Source organism: Streptomyces sp. NPDC055189 (genome assembly GCF_053606765.1).
In genome coordinates, this window is sequence record NZ_JBSGSG010000001.1 from 211,557 (window position 1) to 229,785 (window position 18,229).

Annotated in this window: 18 protein-coding genes; 8 read left to right on the forward strand and 10 right to left on the reverse strand. The window is 68.2% G+C overall.

Going from position 1 to position 18,229, the window contains the following annotated elements:
- Positions 1 to 171: 171 nt before the first annotated feature.
- Positions 172 to 1,623, reverse strand: a complete 1,452-nt coding sequence (locus tag ACWFR3_RS00945) for an amidase (RefSeq protein WP_453732362.1) — start codon at positions 1,621 to 1,623, stop codon at positions 172 to 174.
- Positions 1,624 to 1,753: 130 nt separating this feature from the next.
- On the opposite strand from ACWFR3_RS00945, the gene ACWFR3_RS00950 reads away from it, so the two are divergent.
- Entirely contained in the window at positions 1,754 to 2,383 is a 630-nt protein-coding gene (locus ACWFR3_RS00950) for a TetR/AcrR family transcriptional regulator (protein WP_453732363.1), read from the forward strand.
- A gap of 347 nt (positions 2,384 to 2,730) precedes the next feature.
- Here ACWFR3_RS00950 and ACWFR3_RS00955 read toward each other — a convergent pair whose 3' ends face one another.
- Positions 2,731 to 3,174 carry a hypothetical protein gene (locus ACWFR3_RS00955; protein ID WP_453732364.1) on the reverse strand — a complete coding sequence of 148 codons (444 nt, stop codon included), beginning with the start codon at positions 3,172 to 3,174 and terminating at the stop codon, positions 2,731 to 2,733.
- A gap of 367 nt (positions 3,175 to 3,541) precedes the next feature.
- A complete protein-coding gene (gene pcaD / locus ACWFR3_RS00960) occupies positions 3,542 to 4,348 on the reverse strand; it encodes a 3-oxoadipate enol-lactonase (RefSeq protein WP_453732365.1) in 807 nt (268 codons plus the stop codon).
- A 124-nt stretch (positions 4,349 to 4,472) separates the two neighbouring features.
- On the opposite strand from pcaD, the gene ACWFR3_RS00965 reads away from it, so the two are divergent.
- On the forward strand, positions 4,473 to 5,426 hold the full coding sequence (locus ACWFR3_RS00965; RefSeq protein ID WP_453732366.1) for a LysR family transcriptional regulator: 954 nt from the start codon (positions 4,473 to 4,475) through the stop codon (positions 5,424 to 5,426).
- A 185-nt stretch (positions 5,427 to 5,611) separates the two neighbouring features.
- On the opposite strand, the gene ACWFR3_RS00970 is transcribed toward ACWFR3_RS00965, so the two are convergent.
- Positions 5,612 to 6,409: an SAM-dependent methyltransferase gene (locus tag ACWFR3_RS00970; protein WP_453732367.1), complete on the reverse strand. Its 798-nt coding sequence runs from the start codon at positions 6,407 to 6,409 to the stop codon at positions 5,612 to 5,614.
- A 214-nt stretch (positions 6,410 to 6,623) separates the two neighbouring features.
- Entirely contained in the window at positions 6,624 to 7,703 is a 1,080-nt protein-coding gene (locus ACWFR3_RS00975; protein ID WP_453732368.1) for a polyprenyl synthetase family protein, read from the reverse strand.
- A gap of 402 nt (positions 7,704 to 8,105) precedes the next feature.
- On the opposite strand from ACWFR3_RS00975, the gene ACWFR3_RS00980 reads away from it, so the two are divergent.
- The gene (locus tag ACWFR3_RS00980) at positions 8,106 to 8,876 is read left to right on the forward strand and encodes a methyltransferase domain-containing protein (protein WP_453732369.1); all 771 of its coding nucleotides are present in this window, start codon (positions 8,106 to 8,108) and stop codon (positions 8,874 to 8,876) included.
- A gap of 260 nt (positions 8,877 to 9,136) precedes the next feature.
- On the opposite strand, the gene ACWFR3_RS00985 is transcribed toward ACWFR3_RS00980, so the two are convergent.
- From ACWFR3_RS00985 to ACWFR3_RS01000, 4 genes are all read right to left on the reverse strand, one after another.
- On the reverse strand, positions 9,137 to 9,757 hold the full coding sequence (locus tag ACWFR3_RS00985; protein WP_453732370.1) for a peptidoglycan-binding domain-containing protein: 621 nt from the start codon (positions 9,755 to 9,757) through the stop codon (positions 9,137 to 9,139).
- Positions 9,758 to 9,911: 154 nt separating this feature from the next.
- Entirely contained in the window at positions 9,912 to 11,390 is a 1,479-nt protein-coding gene (locus ACWFR3_RS00990) for a helix-turn-helix domain-containing protein (protein WP_453732371.1), read from the reverse strand.
- 420 nt (positions 11,391 to 11,810) lie between these two features.
- Positions 11,811 to 12,359 (reverse strand): EF-hand domain-containing protein, encoded by a 549-nt coding sequence (locus tag ACWFR3_RS00995; RefSeq protein ID WP_453732372.1) that lies wholly within the window; start codon positions 12,357 to 12,359, stop codon positions 11,811 to 11,813.
- A 275-nt stretch (positions 12,360 to 12,634) separates the two neighbouring features.
- Entirely contained in the window at positions 12,635 to 12,979 is a 345-nt protein-coding gene (locus ACWFR3_RS01000) for an STAS domain-containing protein (RefSeq protein WP_453732373.1), read from the reverse strand.
- Between the two features lie 823 nt (positions 12,980 to 13,802).
- On the opposite strand from ACWFR3_RS01000, the gene ACWFR3_RS01005 reads away from it, so the two are divergent.
- The 3 genes from ACWFR3_RS01005 to ACWFR3_RS01015 all read left to right on the forward strand — a co-directional run bounded on the left by ACWFR3_RS01005 (position 13,803) and on the right by ACWFR3_RS01015 (position 15,600).
- Entirely contained in the window at positions 13,803 to 14,534 is a 732-nt protein-coding gene (locus ACWFR3_RS01005; RefSeq protein ID WP_453732374.1) for a vWA domain-containing protein, read from the forward strand.
- On the forward strand, positions 14,531 to 14,830 hold the full coding sequence (locus ACWFR3_RS01010; protein WP_453732375.1) for a DUF6919 domain-containing protein: 300 nt from the start codon (positions 14,531 to 14,533) through the stop codon (positions 14,828 to 14,830). Before ACWFR3_RS01005 ends, ACWFR3_RS01010 begins: the two co-directional genes overlap by 4 nt.
- A 71-nt stretch (positions 14,831 to 14,901) precedes the next feature.
- Positions 14,902 to 15,600 carry a hypothetical protein gene (locus ACWFR3_RS01015; protein WP_453732376.1) on the forward strand — a complete coding sequence of 233 codons (699 nt, stop codon included), beginning with the start codon at positions 14,902 to 14,904 and terminating at the stop codon, positions 15,598 to 15,600.
- Positions 15,601 to 15,627: 27 nt separating this feature from the next.
- Here ACWFR3_RS01015 and ACWFR3_RS01020 read toward each other — a convergent pair whose 3' ends face one another.
- Positions 15,628 to 15,864, reverse strand: coding sequence for a hypothetical protein (locus tag ACWFR3_RS01020; RefSeq protein ID WP_453732377.1), 237 nt, complete (start codon positions 15,862 to 15,864; stop codon positions 15,628 to 15,630).
- A 467-nt stretch (positions 15,865 to 16,331) separates the two neighbouring features.
- Between ACWFR3_RS01020 and ACWFR3_RS01025 the strand changes: the two genes are divergently transcribed.
- Both ACWFR3_RS01025 and ACWFR3_RS01030 read left to right on the forward strand, forming a co-directional pair.
- Positions 16,332 to 17,027 carry a response regulator transcription factor gene (locus ACWFR3_RS01025; RefSeq protein WP_453732378.1) on the forward strand — a complete coding sequence of 232 codons (696 nt, stop codon included), beginning with the start codon at positions 16,332 to 16,334 and terminating at the stop codon, positions 17,025 to 17,027.
- The gene (locus ACWFR3_RS01030; protein ID WP_453732379.1) at positions 17,020 to 18,105 is read left to right on the forward strand and encodes a sensor histidine kinase; all 1,086 of its coding nucleotides are present in this window, start codon (positions 17,020 to 17,022) and stop codon (positions 18,103 to 18,105) included. The genes ACWFR3_RS01025 and ACWFR3_RS01030 overlap by 8 nt, the downstream gene beginning before the upstream one ends.
- The last annotated feature ends 124 nt before the right edge of the window (positions 18,106 to 18,229 follow it).

Here is an 18,229-nt window from a genome sequence, read left to right on the forward strand (position 1 = left end):
CGGCAGTTGTCACATGGGCAGGTTGGAGGCCGCCCGGTCGGTTTCCCCGGGCTGGCCGCTCACCGGCCTACGGCACCCAGCTCACCCAGCTGCCCCGGCACGCCAGTGTCCGCTGAGATACGTCAACGGACACCGACCCGCGTGTGCGCTTACCGGCTCCAGGAGCACTCCTCAGTGCGCCGTGGGATTTCCTGCCCACACCGCAGGGATCCGGCCCGACCAGGGGCTTGCCTGCTCGAGTTGTCCGGCAAGGCGGAAGAGGCGGCCTTCGAGCCCGTACCCGGCGGCGAACTGCATGCCGATCGGAAGCCCCGTTGCCGCGTCGGCCGTCACCGGCACCGACATGGCAGGCGTGCCCGCGACATTGAACGCCGCGGTGAACGGCGAATGATCCAGGAGATGCCGAAGCCAGCCGAGGCCGTCCAGTGTCTCCGCGCCCGTCCCATGAGTGCCCAGGAGCAGGGGAAGCTCCGGCACGGTCGGGGTGAGCAGCACGTCGTACGTGTCGAAGTACCGAGCCAGGCTTCGGGCGATGCGGTTGCGGATCTCGAGAGCGGTCACGAACTGGGCGCCGGTGACCCGCTGCCCGTACTGATAGCTGGCCAGGATGGGCGGTTCCAGGGTCGAGGGGTCGATGGGCCGGCCGAAGGCGGCGGCCAGCTCGTCGACCGAGGCCGTGAGATTCGCCGTCCACTGACGGGCGCTGGCCAGGACGAACTCCTCCCAGGTGACCCCGAGATCGACCTCGACTTCTTCCACCCGGTGGCCGAGTGATTCGAGCAGGCGCATGGTGCGGGAGAGCGCGTCGGCCACTGGCGCAGTCGTACGGTGCCCGCCCCATGCCTGGGGCAGTACGCCGATCCGTAGCGTGCCCGGGTGGCGGGTGACTTCCTCCGCGTACGGCCGGGACGGCTCCTGGGCGAAGTAGGGGTCACCCGGTTCCGGGCCGCGGATCTGGTCGAGCAGTGTCGCGCTGTCGCGTACGGTGCGGCTGACGCTGCCGTGCACGACCAGGCCGTTGAAGAGCTCGTCGAAGTAGGGGCCCACGGAGACCCGGCCGCGGGTGGGCTTCAATCCGAACAGGCCGTTGTGGGCGGCGGGGACGCGGATCGAGCCGGCGGCATCGGTGGCGTGCGCGATCGGGACCACGCCGGCCGCGACGGCCGCGCCGGCGCCCCCGCTGGATCCGCCCGCGCTGCGCGCCGGGTCCCACGGATTGCGGGTCGCGCCGTACAGCACGGGTTCCGTCGTGTTGCTGTAGGCCATCTCCGGTGTCGCGGTACGCCCGAACGTCACGAGCCCGGCGCGACGGAAGCGCCGCATCAGGGAAGAGTCGGCGCCGGAGACGTTGCCGGCCGCGAGACGGCTGCCCAGCTCCATCCGCTTCCCGGCCATGGCGACTGCGATGTCCTTGATCAGGAAAGGAACCCCGGCCAGCGGTGCGCTGCCGGGGGTGGGCTCATCGTCGGCCGGCCATGTCTCCACGATGGCGTTGATCTGCGGATTGACCGCCTGAGCGGCCTCCCGTGCGGCTGTTTCCAGTTCGGCGGGGGTTACCTCGCCTGCGGCCACCAGCTCCGCGAGCCCGACCGCGTCGAAGCTCACGTACTCGGGAATTCTCACTGTCACTCCCATTGGAACGAACGGTACCAGTCGGTTCCGGACGATACCCAACGGTATCGTCCGGGACCGACTGGTACCGTAACAGGGGAATTGAGGGGTCCCGCAACGGACCGGAAGTCAGGGAGTAGTCATGGCGGCAAGCGTCAGCAGACCGGGCAGGGTGGCCAAACTGCCGCCTCGCGAGCGCATTCTCGACGCCGCGGAAGAGCTCTTCCAGAGCGAGGGGATCCGGCGGGTGGGTGTCCAGACGATCGCCGAACGGGCCGGGACCACCAAAATGGCGATCTACCGGCACTTCGAAACCAAGGACGCGCTGGTCGCTGAGTGGCTGCGGATCGTCGCCGCCGACTACCAGGCGGCCTTCGACAGGGTCGAGGCCGAGTACCCCGGCCGGCCCATGGACCAGATCCTTGGCCTGGCCCGCTTCATCGCCGAGGGATTGCCCGCGATTTCGCACCGGGGCTGCCCGTTCATCAACTCCATCGCCGAACTGCCCGACCGCTCCCACCCTGCACGGCAAGTGATCGAGCAGCACAAGGCCCACCAAACCCGCAGGCTGGTCGGCATGTGCACCGGGGCCGGGCTGCGCGATCCCGAGCTGGCAGCGGCCGCGATCACCTTCGTACTGGAAGGTGCGCAGGTCAGCACTCACAACGGAAGCATCGATCAAGCGGGGGACCGCCTGATGGCAATCGTCGAGGGAATCCTGGCGCAGTATCGCCCTCCCCTCGACGCACCTCATGCAGCCACCGACCCGTGACGTTGTCTCTGGAAGAGCAGCAGTGGGGCGACGTGGCGGGCTCGCTCGTAGACCGGTTCGGGATCAGCTGGATGTTCAACATCACGGCCAGGCACGGCTGATCGACCACCCGGTGCGGGGATGTCCGGTCGCGTCGTGGTGTACGGCCGGGTCTCTTCGACGGGCCGGGAACCTGATCCTGCTCCCGGGTGGCTCGTCTGGTGCAGGGGGTTACTGGCCCGGGTCAGGCGCGGTTTCCCGGATCATGTGCGGAGCCAGATCATGAGGGCTGCGAGGGTGACGGTTCCGAGGTGGATGTATCCGCGCTTGCCATAGCGATTGGCCACGACCCGGGACCCCGATGCCCCTCACTGCAGGGCTCCTGCGCGGCGGCCCTCGGTGAGCAGCGCTTTCACCAGTTGCGATTTCACGCCCGGTGCCAGGAACGTAAGGGGTTTGGCGGTCTGGTTCCGGCCGATCTCCATGCGGTGCGCTCCCATGTAGAGTTCCACGACCGTTGTCTGCTGGATACCGGTCACGTCGCTCCAGGCCACGGAATCGGTCACCCGGCCGAAGCGGTTGGTCACGGCCACCCCCTCCGCCAGGAGGTAGCACCGGTTCATGCCGAGCCGGGCGGTCAGCAGACGCCAAACGAGCGTCACGGTGTAGACCGCGATCACCACCGCGGTCGTCCAGGCGAGGTTCCCGTCGACCTGGTCAGGGGTGAACACGGTGAAACCGGCCATGACGACCCAGGCGATCAGCAGGAATCCCCGGAGTATCTGCAGCAGGGTGCCCGCGAACGGGGTCATGAGGGCGTAGTCCCCTCGGATCGGACCGAGGCCCAGTCCGGATACGCGAGTGCGCACGATTCCCCCATCAGCCAGATCCGGTCCGAGCCCTGACGTGCGGTCGGCAAGGCAGGGCATACCCCTGCGCACGGGGGATCGAACGGGCTTGACCTGGATCGTGCCGGCTGGTGCCGGCGCAGGGGTACGGAGGCGGGACTGGCCGACGCGGTCGTCGCGGGCATGACCGTGTTCGAGGTCGCTGACGACAGGACGGTCGCGAGCTGGGCCGGGCCGGCCCACCCCGGCAGGATGCGGGCGCAGCCACGGGCTGCCGGGCGGTCAGGTGCCGTGACCGTCACAACCGTTGCGCAGGCGGAGAAACCGTCTCTCAGGACTGTTCGGTGAGGAAAGCCACGACGGCGTCCAGGAATTGAGCCTGCCCCTCGACGTTCGCCATGTGCACCGTGGGCAGAAGGGTGAACCGCGCGCCGGGAACGGTCGCGGCGAGCTCCCTGCCATGGTCGGCGGAGGTGACGGTGTCGTGCTCGCCCGCGATGACCAGCGTCGGGTTGGGGATGAGCGTGGCCGTGCGGCGCAGGTCGTAGTCGCGCACCGCAGCCCAGCTCCCGGCCACGCCCTGGCGTTGGGTGGCGAGCAGGGTGCGGCGGAAGCCCTCGACGACCTCGTTGTCGCCTTGCAGCATGTGGGCCGGGAACCAGTTGTGCAGGAACATGTCCGCGGTGGCCTGCATGTCGGGGGCTGCCAGGAGTTCGGCGATCGGCTGATCCCACTGACTGGCCGGGCCCAGGGAGGCGGCGGTGTTGGAGAGAACCAGGCGGTCGACGCGCTCCGGAACGTGGATCCCCAGCCACTGTGCGACGATTCCGCCCAGGGACAGGCCCAGCACGTGCACCCGCTGCAGGCCCAGGGCATCCAGCAGCTCCACCACGTCGCGCCCCAGCCGGTCCAGGGAGTACGGGCCGTCGGGGACATCGGAGGCACCGTGGCCGCGCGCGTCGTAGCGCAGCAGCCGGAAGTGCTCGGTCAGAGCCGGCACCTGGCCATCCCACATGTACAGGTCGGTGCCGATGGAATTCGAGAGCAGCAGCACCGGCTTGTCCTCGTCACCGTCGAATCGGTAGGCGATGCGGACGCCGTCGCCGGTGGTGATGGCAGTAAGGGTCTGAGAAGACATGTCAGCTCCAGTGATCCAGAGATCTAGTGATCCGGTGATGCAGCGGCTATGCGCTCAGCCTAGGAACACCACCCGGCAGAGTGCTATTACAAAGACCGGACGAGCCCTGTAGGTTCTCTGGACAATGTCGAATTTCACGCTCCACGAGTTGCAGTGCTTCAACGCCGTGGTGCTCGACGGCGGCTTCCAGGCCGCCGCCGAGCGGCTGCACCGCTCGCACCCTTCCGTGTTCGCAGCAGTCGCCAAGCTGGAGCGCCAGCTGGGCCTGGACCTGCTGGACCGCTCGGGCTATCGGGTCCGGCTCACCGAGGCGGGGCACGCCTTCCACCGCAAGGTGCGCTTCTTGCTGCACGAGGCAGAGGAGCTGCAGACGTACGCCGAGCAGTTGGCGATGGGCGAAGAGGCCGAACTGCGTGTCGTGCTGGGCGACTTGTGCCCGCTTCCGCCGGTGCTTCAGATGCTCAGCGGCTTCTTCGCGCAGTGCCCGCAGACACGGCTGCACCTGCAGTTCGAGACGGTCACCGGCCCCTGGGAGCGGCTGCTGGAGGACGAAGCCGACCTCATGGTGCACCGCGTGCCCAAGAGCGATGTGCGGATGGAGTGGATCGATCTCGGCCGCGTCGCGCTGGTGCCCGTCGTGGCGCCCGGTTTCCTGCCTTTCCCTCCGGACAGTGACATCACACCGCAGCGGATGCAGACCTTCACCCAGTGCGTGGTGCGGGATTCAGCGCGGCATCCGTCCGAACCAGGCCACTTCCTGGTCGAAGGCGCGCCCCGGAGCTCCGTGCCGGACCACCTCATGAAGAAGGAGCTGATCTTGCACGGCATGGCGTGGGGACACGTGCCGCGGTTCATGATCGAGACCGAGTTGCGTGACGGAAGACTGCTTTCCATCGCCGGACGGCACTTCCCCGGTGTGGTCGAGGACCTCTCGGCAGCCCGCCGGCGCGACCGGCCGCACGGGCCGGTCGCCGACCAGCTGTGGGACTTCTTGCAGCGTCATGCACCGGTACTGCGGCCGGCGCTGGGCCGTGTCCCCGGCGCGAAGAAGCCGCCGCAACACCCACACCGCAGTTGACGGCGGTCGGTCGACGAACCGGCCCCCGCTGCGGCGGGCAAGAGCCCTCGGTCAAGCTCTCCTGCATGGACCGGTCGATGCTCGATGCCGGCCGCCCGCGGCTGTGCAGCTTGTTGGTACGGCCCGGGCGCCGAGGCTGCCCGGACCGCGCCGTGCCGCCCCACGTCGGGCGGGGCAGGGGAGTGTTATGGCTTTCGTGCCACGCCGACCCATCCGGCCCGGATGGTCAGCGTGCCGGGCATGGCCGCGTCCGGCTTCCACTGCGGCCAGGGAACGAAGCCGGGATCGATGAGTTCAAGTCCGTCAAAGAGCGAGACAGTCTGCTCCGGGCTGCGCAGAATGTAGGGAATGGCGCCGGAGTTGTTGTACTCCTCCTGCACGCTGCGGTGCAGCTCATCGTCGGCATCGGAATGACTCAGCGAGGCATAGCTCCCGGAAGGAAGCCCCGCCAACAGGCCGCGCACCAAAGCCAGTACGTCTTCCCAGGGGTCTATGTGACCCAGCACATCATTGATCACAAGACCGATGGGCTGAGACATGTCGAGCGTTTTCGCCGCGCCCTGAAGGATCTTGTCGGTGTCGCGCATGTCCGCCAGTACGTAATCGGTGGCGCCCTCGGGCGTGCTTCGCAACAGCGTGTCGACGTGCATCAGGACGATCGGGTCGTGGTCTACGTAGACCACCCGGCTGTCCCGCGCGATGCGCTGGGCGATCTCGTGCGTGTTATTGGCGGTAGGCAGCCCGGCACCCACGTCGAGGAACTGTCTGATGCCTTCCCGGGCCATCCACGTCACCGAGCGGCGCAGGACATCGCGTGACTCCCGGGCCATCGGGACGATCAGGGGGAACTTCTCCTTGTAGGCGTCACCGGCCCGTTGGTCGGATTCGTAGTGGTCCTTGCCGCCCAGCCAGTAGTTCCATACACGCGCGCTGTGCGGAAGGGAGGTGTCTATCTCGTGGAGGTCTGCCGGCTCACTGCTCATTATGGTGCCTCTCTCAAAATGGTCAGGGCGGGGCAAGGACAGCGGAACCGTCCCGTCTGCTCGAGGCAGGCTGTCACCCCGTGTGCCCAGGCGCAACGCCGGTGCGGACGGACACGCCTGCCCATGGTGCTACTTCAACGTCCCTGTCATTGTTGCGAGTTCGCGCTCCAGGCGCGCATGCGGGTGCCGCGTCGGATGATGCGCGGGCAGAAGGTCACCGGGTTCTGTGGACGTTCCACAGCGGCAGCTGCTCGAACACGGTGACGGCCTGTTTGTTCCAGTGGCGGTGCCAGGAGGCAGCTTCCTCCGCTGCGGCCCGGGCGTAGTGGTCGATGGACTTCTCCAGGCGGGTGTGGACGTGGTGGCGGTGGGCGATGTCACGGATACGATCGATGGTCTGCGGTGTGCAGCGGGGGGTGCCGAGGGCGGCTTTGACGGTGGCGTGCTCGTCTCCGCTGGTGACGGCAAGGAGCTGGCGGGTCAGGTAGGTGAGGCGACCGGCCCGCAGGTCGGCACCCCGGGGTTTGCCGGTGGCGTCGGGGTCGCCGAAGAGGTCGAGGTAATCGTCGCGTATCTGGCCGCTGAGGCCGGCCAACTGCGCATAGCGGCGCAGGCTCTCCTCATGTTCCGCCAGGTCCTGGCCTGCGGCCAGCAGTCCCAGGCGCAAGGGGGCCAGGATGGTGTAGCGGGACGTCTTGTACTCGACCACCGTCTCCAGCAACGCCTCATCGGACGAGGGGTGTACGTCACGTTCGAGGTCAAGGGCCTGGCCGATGACGGTGTCGGTCGTCACGCCGAGTTGGACGTCGAGCAGGGCCTGTTTGCTGTCGGCGGGCAGATCGGCCCCGAGCAGGACGCGCAGGGCCAGGAAACCGGCCAGGTCGCCCACCATCATGGCCAGTCCCAGCGCGGCCTGCGGGTGGTGCGGGAGGTCTTCACGGCAGGCGTAGTACGTCGAGAGGCCGCCGCGCCGTGTCGGCGAGTCATCCATGATGTCGTCGAGGATGAGCGCGTGGCTGTGCAGCAGCTCAAGACTCAGCGCCGCCTCCGCCAGCCCCGCCACCTCCTGGCCCGTGACGAGGGCCGCCGCCTCATAGAGCAGGGCGACCCGGACCCGCTTCCCGCCACGCAACGACAACTGCGCCAGCAACTCCAGGCAGCGGGGCGGGAAACGGCCCAGCTGTGCACCGTTGAGATCGCCGGGGAGATTCGCGAAGTACTTCTCGAAGGCCGCATTGAACCGCTGTTGATGGCCGGCGGCACGCTCCAGGGCGCTGAGAGTATTGCTGTTCATAGACTTCCGGCTGGCCTTCCCATATGGACGTATGGACGCGAGTGGCCAGCTTGCCATTTGACGTAAATGCGGCCGAGACCGGTGGCAGACAATCGAGATCACCGGAACTGTCCGAAGCCTGCAATCGCCGTTGTCCGTGCCGTCATGGGATACAGCCGGAGGCAGTCGGCGGCGGAGAGCAGCTCCACTGGCGGAAGTGGCTGGTTCGTCGGTGCTGGGGGTGCGGGAAAACAAGGTCCGTGAGGAGGTCCCGCGGCTACCCTGGAAAACCGGGCGGCGGCGGCCGTGGGGACAGAGCGCGGGCGACGGCGGCCGGAGGCGCCGCCCTCCCTGCGCATCTGCGTCCGCGCTTCCCTGCATTTCGGTGACCGAGAGTTGAGACGACCCGGGGGGTCATGCCTGATGCGGGCAGCGGAGAGGGGAACGTCAGTGTTGAAGTCGGGGGTCAAACGGCTCTTGGGGCGCGCCGGATTCGACATCGTGCGCAGCACCAACAACCGGGGTGGAGTGGACGACTTCCTTCCGTTCGAGGCGACGATGCGGGCTGCGCGGACGGCCGGTCTGTCGGTCGGTGACTACCTCGACGAGGTCATGAACGGCACACCCGGCGCCACCCAGTCCACCATCGATGAACTGCGCACTCTCGGCGTCTTCGCGGCCGGCCCGGACACCGTGCTGGAGATCGGCCCCGGGTCCGGACGATATCTGGAGAAGACCCTGAAGGAGTGCTCACCAAGCCGCTACGAAATCTACGAGACGGCGGCGCCCTGGGCCGACTACCTGGTGGACGCATACGGTGTGGTCGCCCAGCCGACCGCTGAATGCAGCCTCACCCCGACCCCCGACGGCAGCATCGACCTCGTGCAGGCCCATAAGGTCTTCAACACCCTGACCTTCCTCGGCGCCTGCCGCTACTTCTTCGAGATGGCACGCGTCACGCGACCTGGCGGGCGGATCGTCTTCGACGTCATGACAGAGACCTGCCTGGACCCGGCCACGATGCGCGCCTGGGCAACGCAGGGCGGGGTGGGGCACGACTCCTACCCGGCCGCCGTTCCCCGCCGGACGTGCGTGGATCTCTTCGCGACCCTCGGGTGCAGCCTGGAGGCCAGTTTCCCGGCACCCTTGGGCTTCGCCTCCACTGAAGTGCTCGTCTTCGCAAAGGCGGCTTGACCCGCAGAAAGCTTCCGCACGGCGATCGGCGGGGCTTCCCGGCAGCTCGCAGTTGTGCAACTCAAGAGGACCGAGGAGGCCCCGCCGTCCGCCGTCGCAGTCCTGCGTGAGCACGGCTGCCTGCTGCGGGGGGTTGGGGGTCCGTCCACTGCGAGGGCGCACTCGGGGCGGCGGGCGCCATCGCGTCGTCCTCGTCACCGCCGCCCCGGGCCTTTCGGATCCCTCTCCACAATGAGGCGCAGCGCCCTGGCGAAGCACTGCTAGCTGGTGCAATGCGACCAGGTGTCGTTGTAGTGGGTGGGGACGATCGATCCGTTGTCGTTCTTCAGGACGACGAAGGACCAGCGGCCGTTGGTCCCGTTGCGGTAGATGTTGAAGCTGTGGAGCTTGCCGTGGTACTTGGCCTTGATCTGGCCGGTGACGGAGTCGGTGCTCAAGTACTGCAGCTTGCCGCTGTATACGCCGCTGCCGTCGGCGTCGGGATGGTAGACCCGCTTCTCGTCCAGCTTGCCGAAGGTGTTGTTGCCGACCATGCCATCGGTGGTCAGGCCCCAGCGCTTCTGCAGGGTTCTCGTGGCGAACTTGGTGTTGCCGCCGAAGGCGCCGTCGATGTCGGAGCGGTCGATGACGGTGCCGTTGGCCTCGGTGGCGCCCTCGGCGTAGAGGACGTTCTGCCAGAAGCAGGCCAGGTTGGATCTCGCGTACGAGGATGTGGACAGCGTGCCTTCGTCGCCGAGGTCGTCGTAGATGGAGCCGGCGCCGCGGATATAGCCGTCGGACGCGGCAGCCGAGGCCGGCGTCGCGCTGATCGTTAGGGTGGCGGCAGCCAGGGCACCCATCGCTGCGGTGGCCGTACGGCCTCGCGTGGTACGGAAGTTCATGGAGTTCCTCCCCGTTGGTAGACGACGGTGCCTGTGGGCCACGCGCCGTGTTGAACCTGAGCAACTTAGATCGCAGACCAGGTGAAACAGACTCTAGAAAGCGCTGTCGACGACGGGCAATGCGCACGGTGCGCAGCTGCGGGGGTGTGACTGTTCACGGTGCACGGCCGGTGATGCGCAAGGCGTGGACCAGGTCGTGGGTGCCGGGGCCGGGAGGCAGGAGGCTGCGCTCCAGGAGCTGTTCGGCGGTGCGCAGGCGGGCACGGACGGTGGCGCGACTGATGCCGAGGTTCCGGGCCGTTCGCTGGGCATCGGTGCCGGCCTCGACCCAGGCCCGCAGGGTCTGGTGCACGCTGTGGTCCGTGCCGGCCCGCAGGGGTTGGAGGAAGGCGTGGGCCCAGGTGACGGCCGCCCGGGTGGACAGCAGGCTGTCCGCCGAGGGCGTCGGCGCGGGCCCGGCTCCGTCGTTGCTGTCGGGCAGCGGGAGGCCGGTGACCGCCAGGGCCAGGGCCAGGTCGGCGCGGCTGAGGGGGTCCTGCAGGTCGACGCCGAGGGCGTCTTGGACCCGTGCCAGATGGGCGGTGACGGTGTTGCGGCTGATGCCGAGCAGCTGCGCGACACCGGAGCGGGGAAAGTTGAGGGCGAGGCTGGTGATGTCGAGGGTGAGCCGGGCACCGGTGCTGATGGGCTCCAGGAAGGCACGGGCCCAGGCGACGGCTTGGTGACGGGGGAGCAGCCCGGCCAGCGGCGGCCGGCCGCGGTAGTGGGCAAGCCGTTCGGGCGTGTGGCAGGCAACAGCCAGAGCGTGGCGGGCCTGGTCGTACGCCTGCGCGGTGTCCTTCAGGGGTACTGATGCGCTGATGCCCAGCGCGTAGTGCGGATTGTCTTGCACCAGGGCGCGCACAGGCGTGGCCAGATCGCCCTCCGCACCGTCGCCCTCGTGGTCCGGGGGCAGGAGACAGATGAGGTGCTCGTCGTAGACGGGACAGCGCACCATCAGGCCACGCCCGTGATAGCCCGACGCATCCTCGTGGGCATGGATGAGCCTGCCGCGGTCGGCGGGCGGGCAGCGCAGCAGGTGGACACGCACACGTTCGGCGTCCAGCAACGGCGGAACAGCGCCGGCCGTCATCCGGCGGGCCAGCGTCAGTTCTCCGGTCATCAAGGCCATGAAGACCGCCAGGCGCAGCCGCGCAGCCGACTGCCGGGAGCGCAATGCGAGGTCGTCGGCCTGCCGGACGCGTCGCAACACCTCGACCACGGCGCCGGCATGAGACGCCAGCGTCAGGGCTTCCCGCGTCAGCGGCGTCGGGCTGACCACCACCAGCACCGGACGCGGCACCTGCCCGCCCAGCACTTCGCACCGCACATGGAACACGCCCGCCTGCGAGGCGGCAGCGGCCAGCTGTCCGCTGGCCAACTGCGCCAGCATCGGCTGGAGTTGCACGAGGAGGTCTGGCGCGAAGCGGGCGGTGGACACCTCCACCTCGCCTGGCCGGCCCACGAGGGCGATCTGTGCGCCGAGCTGCCGTCCCATCCAGTCGACCAACGCCTGCGGATCAGGATCACCACTCCGCCAGACACGAGACCTCAGCTGGCGCAGCAGCTCATCCAGGACGTGGGGTCTGGCCACGGCTCTCCTCCGCCGGCCCTCCGGCGGAGGCGCAAGGGTGCGCCACCGGTGAAGGCTCGTCTCCACCCTTGCAGCGCGCCGTAAATGAACGCTGAACGGTTTGGACCGTGGACCGGGCCGGAGCCGTGTGGTCAGGAACTGTCCACTCAACGGCTCGTCAGAAACCTACGTGGGTGCTGATCACTGCTGGCGTACGGTCAGTTGAGCAGGAGGCGGTGGCCCGGGAGGGGATGGCAGTCGGCCCGGCTGCCACGGCGCGTGCGATGTCCAGGTCTGTGACCCGTGCGTTGTGGTGTGTTGTGGCGGGACACCCGGGCGTGCTCGGCAGAAGCGATCCCGCCACCGAGGGCTCCGCTGCCCTGCTCCGTCGTGCGAGCCCCGAACCCCGAGCCGCCGGGCGAGCCGGGTCGGCTGCTTCCCTTAGGCGAGAGGGCCGAAGATGTTGTTGGCGGGTGAGCGGGGATTGTCGCCGTAGAAGAACTCGCATACGGCTTTGTGGTATTCGATCCGGGACAGGGTTCCGGAGGTGTCGAGGTCGAGCGCGTTGAACACTTCGGCACACTCGTCGTCGGCGGCCCGCCCGGTGCTTCCGAAGATGTGCGTGAACTCGGTGAGGCTGATCGCGTCGTCACCGTCGGCGTCGGCCAGGTCGAAGAAGCGGTCGGCGACCGGTCCGAGTTCCTCGGCGTAGTGAGCGCGATTGGTGAAGGTGGCGGCGAACGCCTGCGTCAATTCCCCTGCGGTCACCCTGTCGTCCTTGTCGGCGTCGGCGGGGGCGATCACGGACTCCCAGAACCCGTGCATGGTCTCGTACATCTGCCGTGCCTGAGGGGAGTCGGGGAGGAGGCCCCTGGCCTGGACGTAGCGTTCGCTCATCGTGACGACGTCCTGCCGGGTTATCGCGCTGTCGCCGTCGACGTCGGCGGCGTGGAACCACCGCTCGTACTTGCGCTTGCGCAGCTCAGTCATAGGCGCACGGTAAATCCGCGTCAGCGGCTCGGCCAGGTCTATTCTCGGCCGCCGTCGTGGATCGGGAGGAGTGGCGGGCTGCCGCATTTTCAGCCCTGGGCCTTCGGCCCTTGTAGGTCACGGGCGCTGTCCCCGTCGGCCGATGCCGGGTTTCCATCGCCGGCGGCAGGGGCGGTCTCCGCCCTCGCCCGCCCTGCGCGTGCTGCCGTGCAATTCGCCCGTTCCGCCCTGGTCACCCTGGACGAAGGCAGCGCAGCCCGCGGGGGCGCCCGGTGTCACCGGGCCCCGGCTGCGCAGGCGTGATCCGTCGTGGCGTAGATGTTGAGGACCTGGTCGGCGCCGGTGATGCTCAGCAGGTGCTGAAGCTGGGGCTGCGGTGCGGCGACGCGCAGTGTGGTGGTGTGGTGGAGGGTGATGAGCAGATTCAGGGCAGAGGAATCCGCGAACGTCACCGCGCTGAGGTCCAGTACGAGGGTGGGCACTGCCTCGGCTGCCGCCTGCGTGGCGCGGTGCAGCGGGTAAATGGAACTCGCGTCTACCTCGCCCCGGACGGCCACGACCCAGGTGCCGTCTCTCGCGTGCTGTTCCAGGGCGAGCGGGGGGCGGCTGTTGCTGGGCATGGGGCAGCTCCTGACGTGCGGGGTCCGGGCACGCGGCAATTCGGTACTCGTCTCCTCATCTGTGCCCATTGCTGCACGGGCTCGACCCTGTGTGGCATTTCTGCTGCGTGAGGCCCCGCGGGCAGCGGGGGAGCGTCCGCACCTGCCGGGAGGATTCCCGTCCCCTGCAGTCACTCCAACGTGGCTTGTCCTGTCCGCGATTGCGGTTCGGGTGCTGTGCGGCATAGCGGTCTTTGCGGCTGCGCGGTCGGCAGGTATCTGTGCGAGGGTTGCGCGCTGGCGGGTGAGATACGGGATCATGCCGTTCCCGCTGGCGCGGTGGACGCGGGCCAGGAGACGCGACTGCCCGCCTCAGCCTGCCCTTTGAAACAGTCCGGCTCTAGGACCGGCGGCTTCCTGGTCTTTGAAACGAAGGGAGCCCCGCGGGTTGGCGTCTTGGATTGCAAGGCAGGAGGGGTAGCTGAGTGAGGCACGTGTGGCTTGACCGGACGCCGGACGCCGGACGCCGGACGCCGGACGCCGGACGCCGGGCGGCAGGGCACAGGGCGCACCGGGTGCTGGCGATGGCATGGCTTGCTGCCCACGAATACACGCAACGGACTGGTCGGCAAGCTCGACAGGCTCTATGTGCCTGCCGCAGCGGATCTGGGACTCGGCTGACGCACCTCGGCGCTGCTGCCGGGTAAGCGACCGCGCGCACACGAGAGCACCGTCAACGGAGATATCGTCAACGCCCTGTGGATCGGGGTGGGATGCCGCCTCCCCAAGGCCGGGTCTTCGTGGTGCGGCCCGTGCGTGTGATTTGCGAGAGGAGTGGGAGCCGATGTCTGCTGCGATCAGTCTGGCCAAGGTGGAGGCGAGGGCGCCGGGTCTGGTCAGCCTGTACAAGAGTGCCGCTGTCAGTCTGCGCAAGAACCGCCTGGAGGGGGAGCGGGCCGCGGTCTATCTGGTGCTGGACCGGTCCGGGTCGATGCGGGAGTACTACCGGGACGGCACGGTCCAGCGCCTGGCCGAGCAGGTGCTGTCGCTGTCCGCGCATCTGGATGATGACGGCGTGGTGCCGGTGGTGTTCTTCTCCACCGACCTCGACGGGGCAGCCGATCTTCATCTGGACAACTATGCGGGCCGGATCGAGAAGTTGCACCAAGCGCTGGGGCACATGGGCCGGACGAACTACCACTGGGCCATGGACGCGGTGATAGATCATTACGTGGACTCCGGCAGCACGGCGCCGGCTCTGGTGGTGTTCCAGACCGACGGCGGGCCCACCAGCCGCCCCGCCGCGGAACGCTTCCTGTGCAAGGCCGCCCGGCTCCCGTTGTTCTGGCAGTTCATCGGCTTCGGCGACCCCGACGAGAACGAGTTCCGCTTCCTGCACAGGCTCGATGAACTCGCCGTGCCGGGCAAGCGGGTCGTGGACAACGCCGACTTCTTTCACGCCGGCCGGGACCCTGGGGCCATGAGTGACGGAGTCCTCTATGACCGGCTGCTGCAGGAGTTTCCCGACTGGCTGGCCGCTGCCCGCGCTGCCGGAATCGTCGATGCGAAGGTGTGAAGAGCCGTGCCGATGTCCGGGGGAGGCATGCGGCACGCAGCCTTGAGGACCCCGGCGTGCTCACCGCCGACCGGCTCGAGGGCACGCCGGTCGGCCATCCCAACGGCCACAACGGCGGGTCCGGTCAGGAGACCGGTCCGCCCGCGCCGGTGCTGCGCGAGAAGAGCGGCGGCGGGTTCCTCACCGAGGGCAGCCGGCCCGCCCCGGACCGACAGGTCTTGTTCGGGATCCTGTACGTGCTGCACACCGACATCCAGCGAAAACACCTGTCGAGGGAGCTCGCCGCTCCGGCATGATGTGCTGGCGCCGACTGCGGGACGGGAACGGGGCGCGGCGTTGCTCCTTCTGGACTTGGAAAGGCGGCCGGGTGGCCGGGGAATCCCTGTTGGTGTGTACGGAGCGATCCGATGCCCCGCTCTACGAGCAGATCAGTGCCGCCATGGAGCCTTTCGGCGTCATGGGGGCCGGGGAGTGGCGAACCTGGTGGATCGGAGAATCCGGCTGTGAGTTCTTCGTGCAACCCGGCAGTGAGAGTGACCCCCGGCTGCTGAGGGAATCTGTGAACGCGCGCGGGGACCTTCGCGGCATTCCCCCGTATCTGTGCGACGGGGGGCCGGTGGGCCTGCTCGATCTGGCGGCGCATCGTCTCCGCGCTGCTGAGAAGGCCCGCGAGCTGTGGATGATGTGGCAGGGGCTCGTCCGGCAGTTTCCGGCCGTCCGCACGCTGGCGGAGTTCATGGAAGAGGACCCGGAGGCCACGGACATCCGCCCCGGTAAGGCGTGGGTGCGCTACCGCCGAAAGCCGCTCATGGCGCATGTTCTGGCCCGACCGGAACTGCATTTGAGGGTCGGCGACGACGCCGTGGCCAGATTCAGTATCGGGCTCGAGGAGTACATGGCCCAGTGCGCGCGGCGGGTGTTCGTCGTCGATTCCCTTCTGACCGCGGGCGGGGAATGGGTGGCAGTGGACTCCCTGCCGACGGATGAGTACTACGACTTCTTCTGCAGGAGCATCGAAGCCCTGGAGCCGGACAACGGAATCGCGTTTCTGACGTACCGCTGCTGAGATGCGGCACGCGTTCCTGCCGCATCATCAGAAGTAGCCGTTGTCGTCTTCCCGCTCTTCCTCCGGCGTCCGCCGGATACGCCACACGGCGAAACCCGCTCCCAGGGCCCCACCCGCGAGAGCAGCCGCACCTCCCGCCAGATCGCTGCGCGAGATCCCCGTGACGAGCAAGCCGGCCAACAGGGCACCGGCCAGCAGATACATGAAGACGATGAAGCCCGCGGCAAGGTGTCGGTCTCTCAGCGGCGGCAGCCCTCCGCTCATCGGCCCGCTCCCGCAGCAGCGCCCGCATGGAGTGCCGCGTCAGCGCACGGGCCCATGGGGGCGTGAGGGGCAGTGCTCACCTGGGTGAAGTGCTCGGTACGACAGCTTCGTTGCATGAGGTCCTCGATTCCTAGCCGGCCCGCCTTCCTGCCGTATGACCCAAAACGGCCGCGACAACCGGAAAAGCACGTTGAGCGGGTTCCCGGGTAACGCGAGTGTCGCCTCCGCGTTTTCGGCATGCCCCTCGGCCTGTTCCACAGCCTCGGTGTACTGGGACGCTTGCTTCCCACGTCGCGTCGACAGCGGGGGTGCTGTCCGGAGTGCGGTTCTCGGCAACGACGTTGTGGCTCACTGCGGGAAGGCCATCGCGGGCAGCGGGACGAACAGGCCGAACCACGGCAGGAAGGTCCTCACGCATGCGGTTTTCGATACGCTGACGATATGTGCCACCTCGTAGCCTTGAGAACATGCGTGTCTTGATCGTCGAGGACGAGCCCTATATGGCAGAAGCCATCCGCGATGGCCTGCGCCTGGAAGCGATCGCGGCCGACATCGCCGGTGACGGCGAGACCGCTTTGGAACTGCTGAATATCAACACCTACGACATCGCCGTCCTCGACCGCGACATTCCCGGCCCTTCCGGCGATGAGATCGCCAAACGCATCGTCGCCTCCGGCAGCGGCATGCCCGTCCTCATGCTCACCGCGGCCGACGGGCTCGACGACAAGGCCTCCGGGTTCGAACTCGGCGCCGACGACTACCTCACGAAGCCTTTCGAACTCCTGGAGCTTGTGCTCAGGCTCAGAGCCCTTGATCGCAGGCGCGCCCACAACCGGCCGCCGGTGCGGGAGATCGCGGGCCTGCGCCTCGATCCGTTCCGTCGCGAGGTCTACCGCGACGACCGCTACATTGCGCTCACCCGCAAACAGTTCGCGGTTCTTGAAGTCCTCGTCGCCGGCGAAGGCGGTGTCGTCAGCGCCGAAGAGCTCCTGGAGCGCGCGTGGGACCAGAACGCCGACCCGTTCACCAACGCCGTACGCATCACGGTCTCCGCCCTGCGCAAACGCCTCGGCGAACCCTGGCTCATCGCCACCGTGCCGGGCGTCGGCTACCGCATCGACACGGCACCGGGCACCGGGCGCGGGAGCGGTGATCGTGGATAGGGAGTCCGGCCTGAGCGTCCGCCTCAAGCTCACCCTCAGCTACGCCGGATTCCTCATGCTCGCGGGAGCCCTGCTGATCGGCGCCGCGGGGCTCTTCCTGCTGCGCCGGGGATGGTTGAAGACGAACGAAGAGGGGGCGTGGCAACAGAGTCCGGGCACCGAGCTCGTGCGCGGGTTCGCGCCGACGGCGGCTGCGGTCATGGTGTTCCTCCTGTTCTTCGGCCTCCTGGGAGGATGGCTCCTCGCCGGCCGCATGCTCGCGCCCATGGACCGCATCACACACGCCACCCGCGCGGCCGCGGCCGGATCGCTGTCCCACCGGATCCGGCTGCCAGGACGCAAGGACGAGTTCCGCGAACTGGCCGACACCTTCGACATGATGCTCGCGCAGCTCGAAGCGCACGTCGCGGAGCAGCAGAGATTCGCGGCCAACGCCTCGCACGAGCTGCGTACCCCGCTGGCGATCTCGAAGACCCTCATCGACGTCGCCCGCGCCGATCCGCACCACGACACCGGCGAACTCGTCGAGCGCCTGCACACCGTCAACACCCGGGCCATCGACCTCACCGAGGCCCTGCTCCTCCTCAGCCGCGCCAACCAGCGGTCCTTCGCCCGAGAGCACGTCGACCTGTCCCTCGTCGCGGAGGAGGCAGCCGAAACGCTCCACCCGCTGGCGGAAAAGCACCGTGTCACCCTGGAGACCAGCGGCGACATCGCTCCCACGACCGGTTCGCCCGCGCTCCTGCTGCAGCTCACCACGAACCTCGTACAAAACGCGATCGTCCACAACATGCCGGAAGGGGGCACCGTCTGGGTCCACACCGGCGTCCACCCCACGACCGTGGCACTCACCGTCGAGAACACCGGCGAGCAGCTCACCCCACAACTGGTCGCGACCCTCACCGAACCCTTCCAGCGCGGCACCGAGCGCATCCACACCGACCACGCGGGCGTCGGCCTGGGCCTGGCCATCGTCAAGACCATCACCAAAGCCCACGACGGAACCCTCACGCTCAGCCCACGCCCTGCCGGCGGGCTGCGTATCACCGTGGAATTGCCCGCGCCATCCGGAGGATGAGCCCTGAGCCACCAAGTGGCAACCAGCCGGGGCCTCTTGATAACCCCCGGCCGGGGTGACCGTCAGAGGGTGGTGGCAGCGGGCGCCGGGTGGCCTGTCGGGCGCGGAGTTCGCGCACCGTCCG

What these genes read in the sequence shown, in the direction of transcription:
- ACWFR3_RS00975 (WP_453732368.1), bottom strand. Translation starts at nt 7,703, where the DNA reads ATGAACAGCAATACTCTCAGCGCCCTGGAGCGTGCCGCCGGCCATCAA.
- ACWFR3_RS01025 (WP_453732378.1), top strand. Translation starts at nt 16,332, where the DNA reads ATGCGTGTCTTGATCGTCGAGGACGAGCCCTATATGGCAGAAGCCATC.
- ACWFR3_RS01000 (WP_453732373.1), bottom strand. Translation starts at nt 12,979, where the DNA reads ATGCCCAGCAACAGCCGCCCCCCGCTCGCCCTGGAACAGCACGCGAGA.
- ACWFR3_RS00955 (WP_453732364.1), bottom strand. Translation starts at nt 3,174, where the DNA reads ATGACCCCGTTCGCGGGCACCCTGCTGCAGATACTCCGGGGATTCCTG.
- ACWFR3_RS01020 (WP_453732377.1), bottom strand. Translation starts at nt 15,864, where the DNA reads ATGAGCGGAGGGCTGCCGCCGCTGAGAGACCGACACCTTGCCGCGGGC.
- ACWFR3_RS00950 (WP_453732363.1), top strand. Translation starts at nt 1,754, where the DNA reads ATGGCGGCAAGCGTCAGCAGACCGGGCAGGGTGGCCAAACTGCCGCCT.
- ACWFR3_RS00980 (WP_453732369.1), top strand. Translation starts at nt 8,106, where the DNA reads ATGCGGGCAGCGGAGAGGGGAACGTCAGTGTTGAAGTCGGGGGTCAAA.
- ACWFR3_RS00965 (WP_453732366.1), top strand. Translation starts at nt 4,473, where the DNA reads ATGTCGAATTTCACGCTCCACGAGTTGCAGTGCTTCAACGCCGTGGTG.
- ACWFR3_RS00995 (WP_453732372.1), bottom strand. Translation starts at nt 12,359, where the DNA reads ATGACTGAGCTGCGCAAGCGCAAGTACGAGCGGTGGTTCCACGCCGCC.
- ACWFR3_RS00985 (WP_453732370.1), bottom strand. Translation starts at nt 9,757, where the DNA reads ATGAACTTCCGTACCACGCGAGGCCGTACGGCCACCGCAGCGATGGGT.
- ACWFR3_RS00970 (WP_453732367.1), bottom strand. Translation starts at nt 6,409, where the DNA reads ATGAGCAGTGAGCCGGCAGACCTCCACGAGATAGACACCTCCCTTCCG.
- ACWFR3_RS01005 (WP_453732374.1), top strand. Translation starts at nt 13,803, where the DNA reads ATGTCTGCTGCGATCAGTCTGGCCAAGGTGGAGGCGAGGGCGCCGGGT.
- pcaD (WP_453732365.1), bottom strand. Translation starts at nt 4,348, where the DNA reads ATGTCTTCTCAGACCCTTACTGCCATCACCACCGGCGACGGCGTCCGC.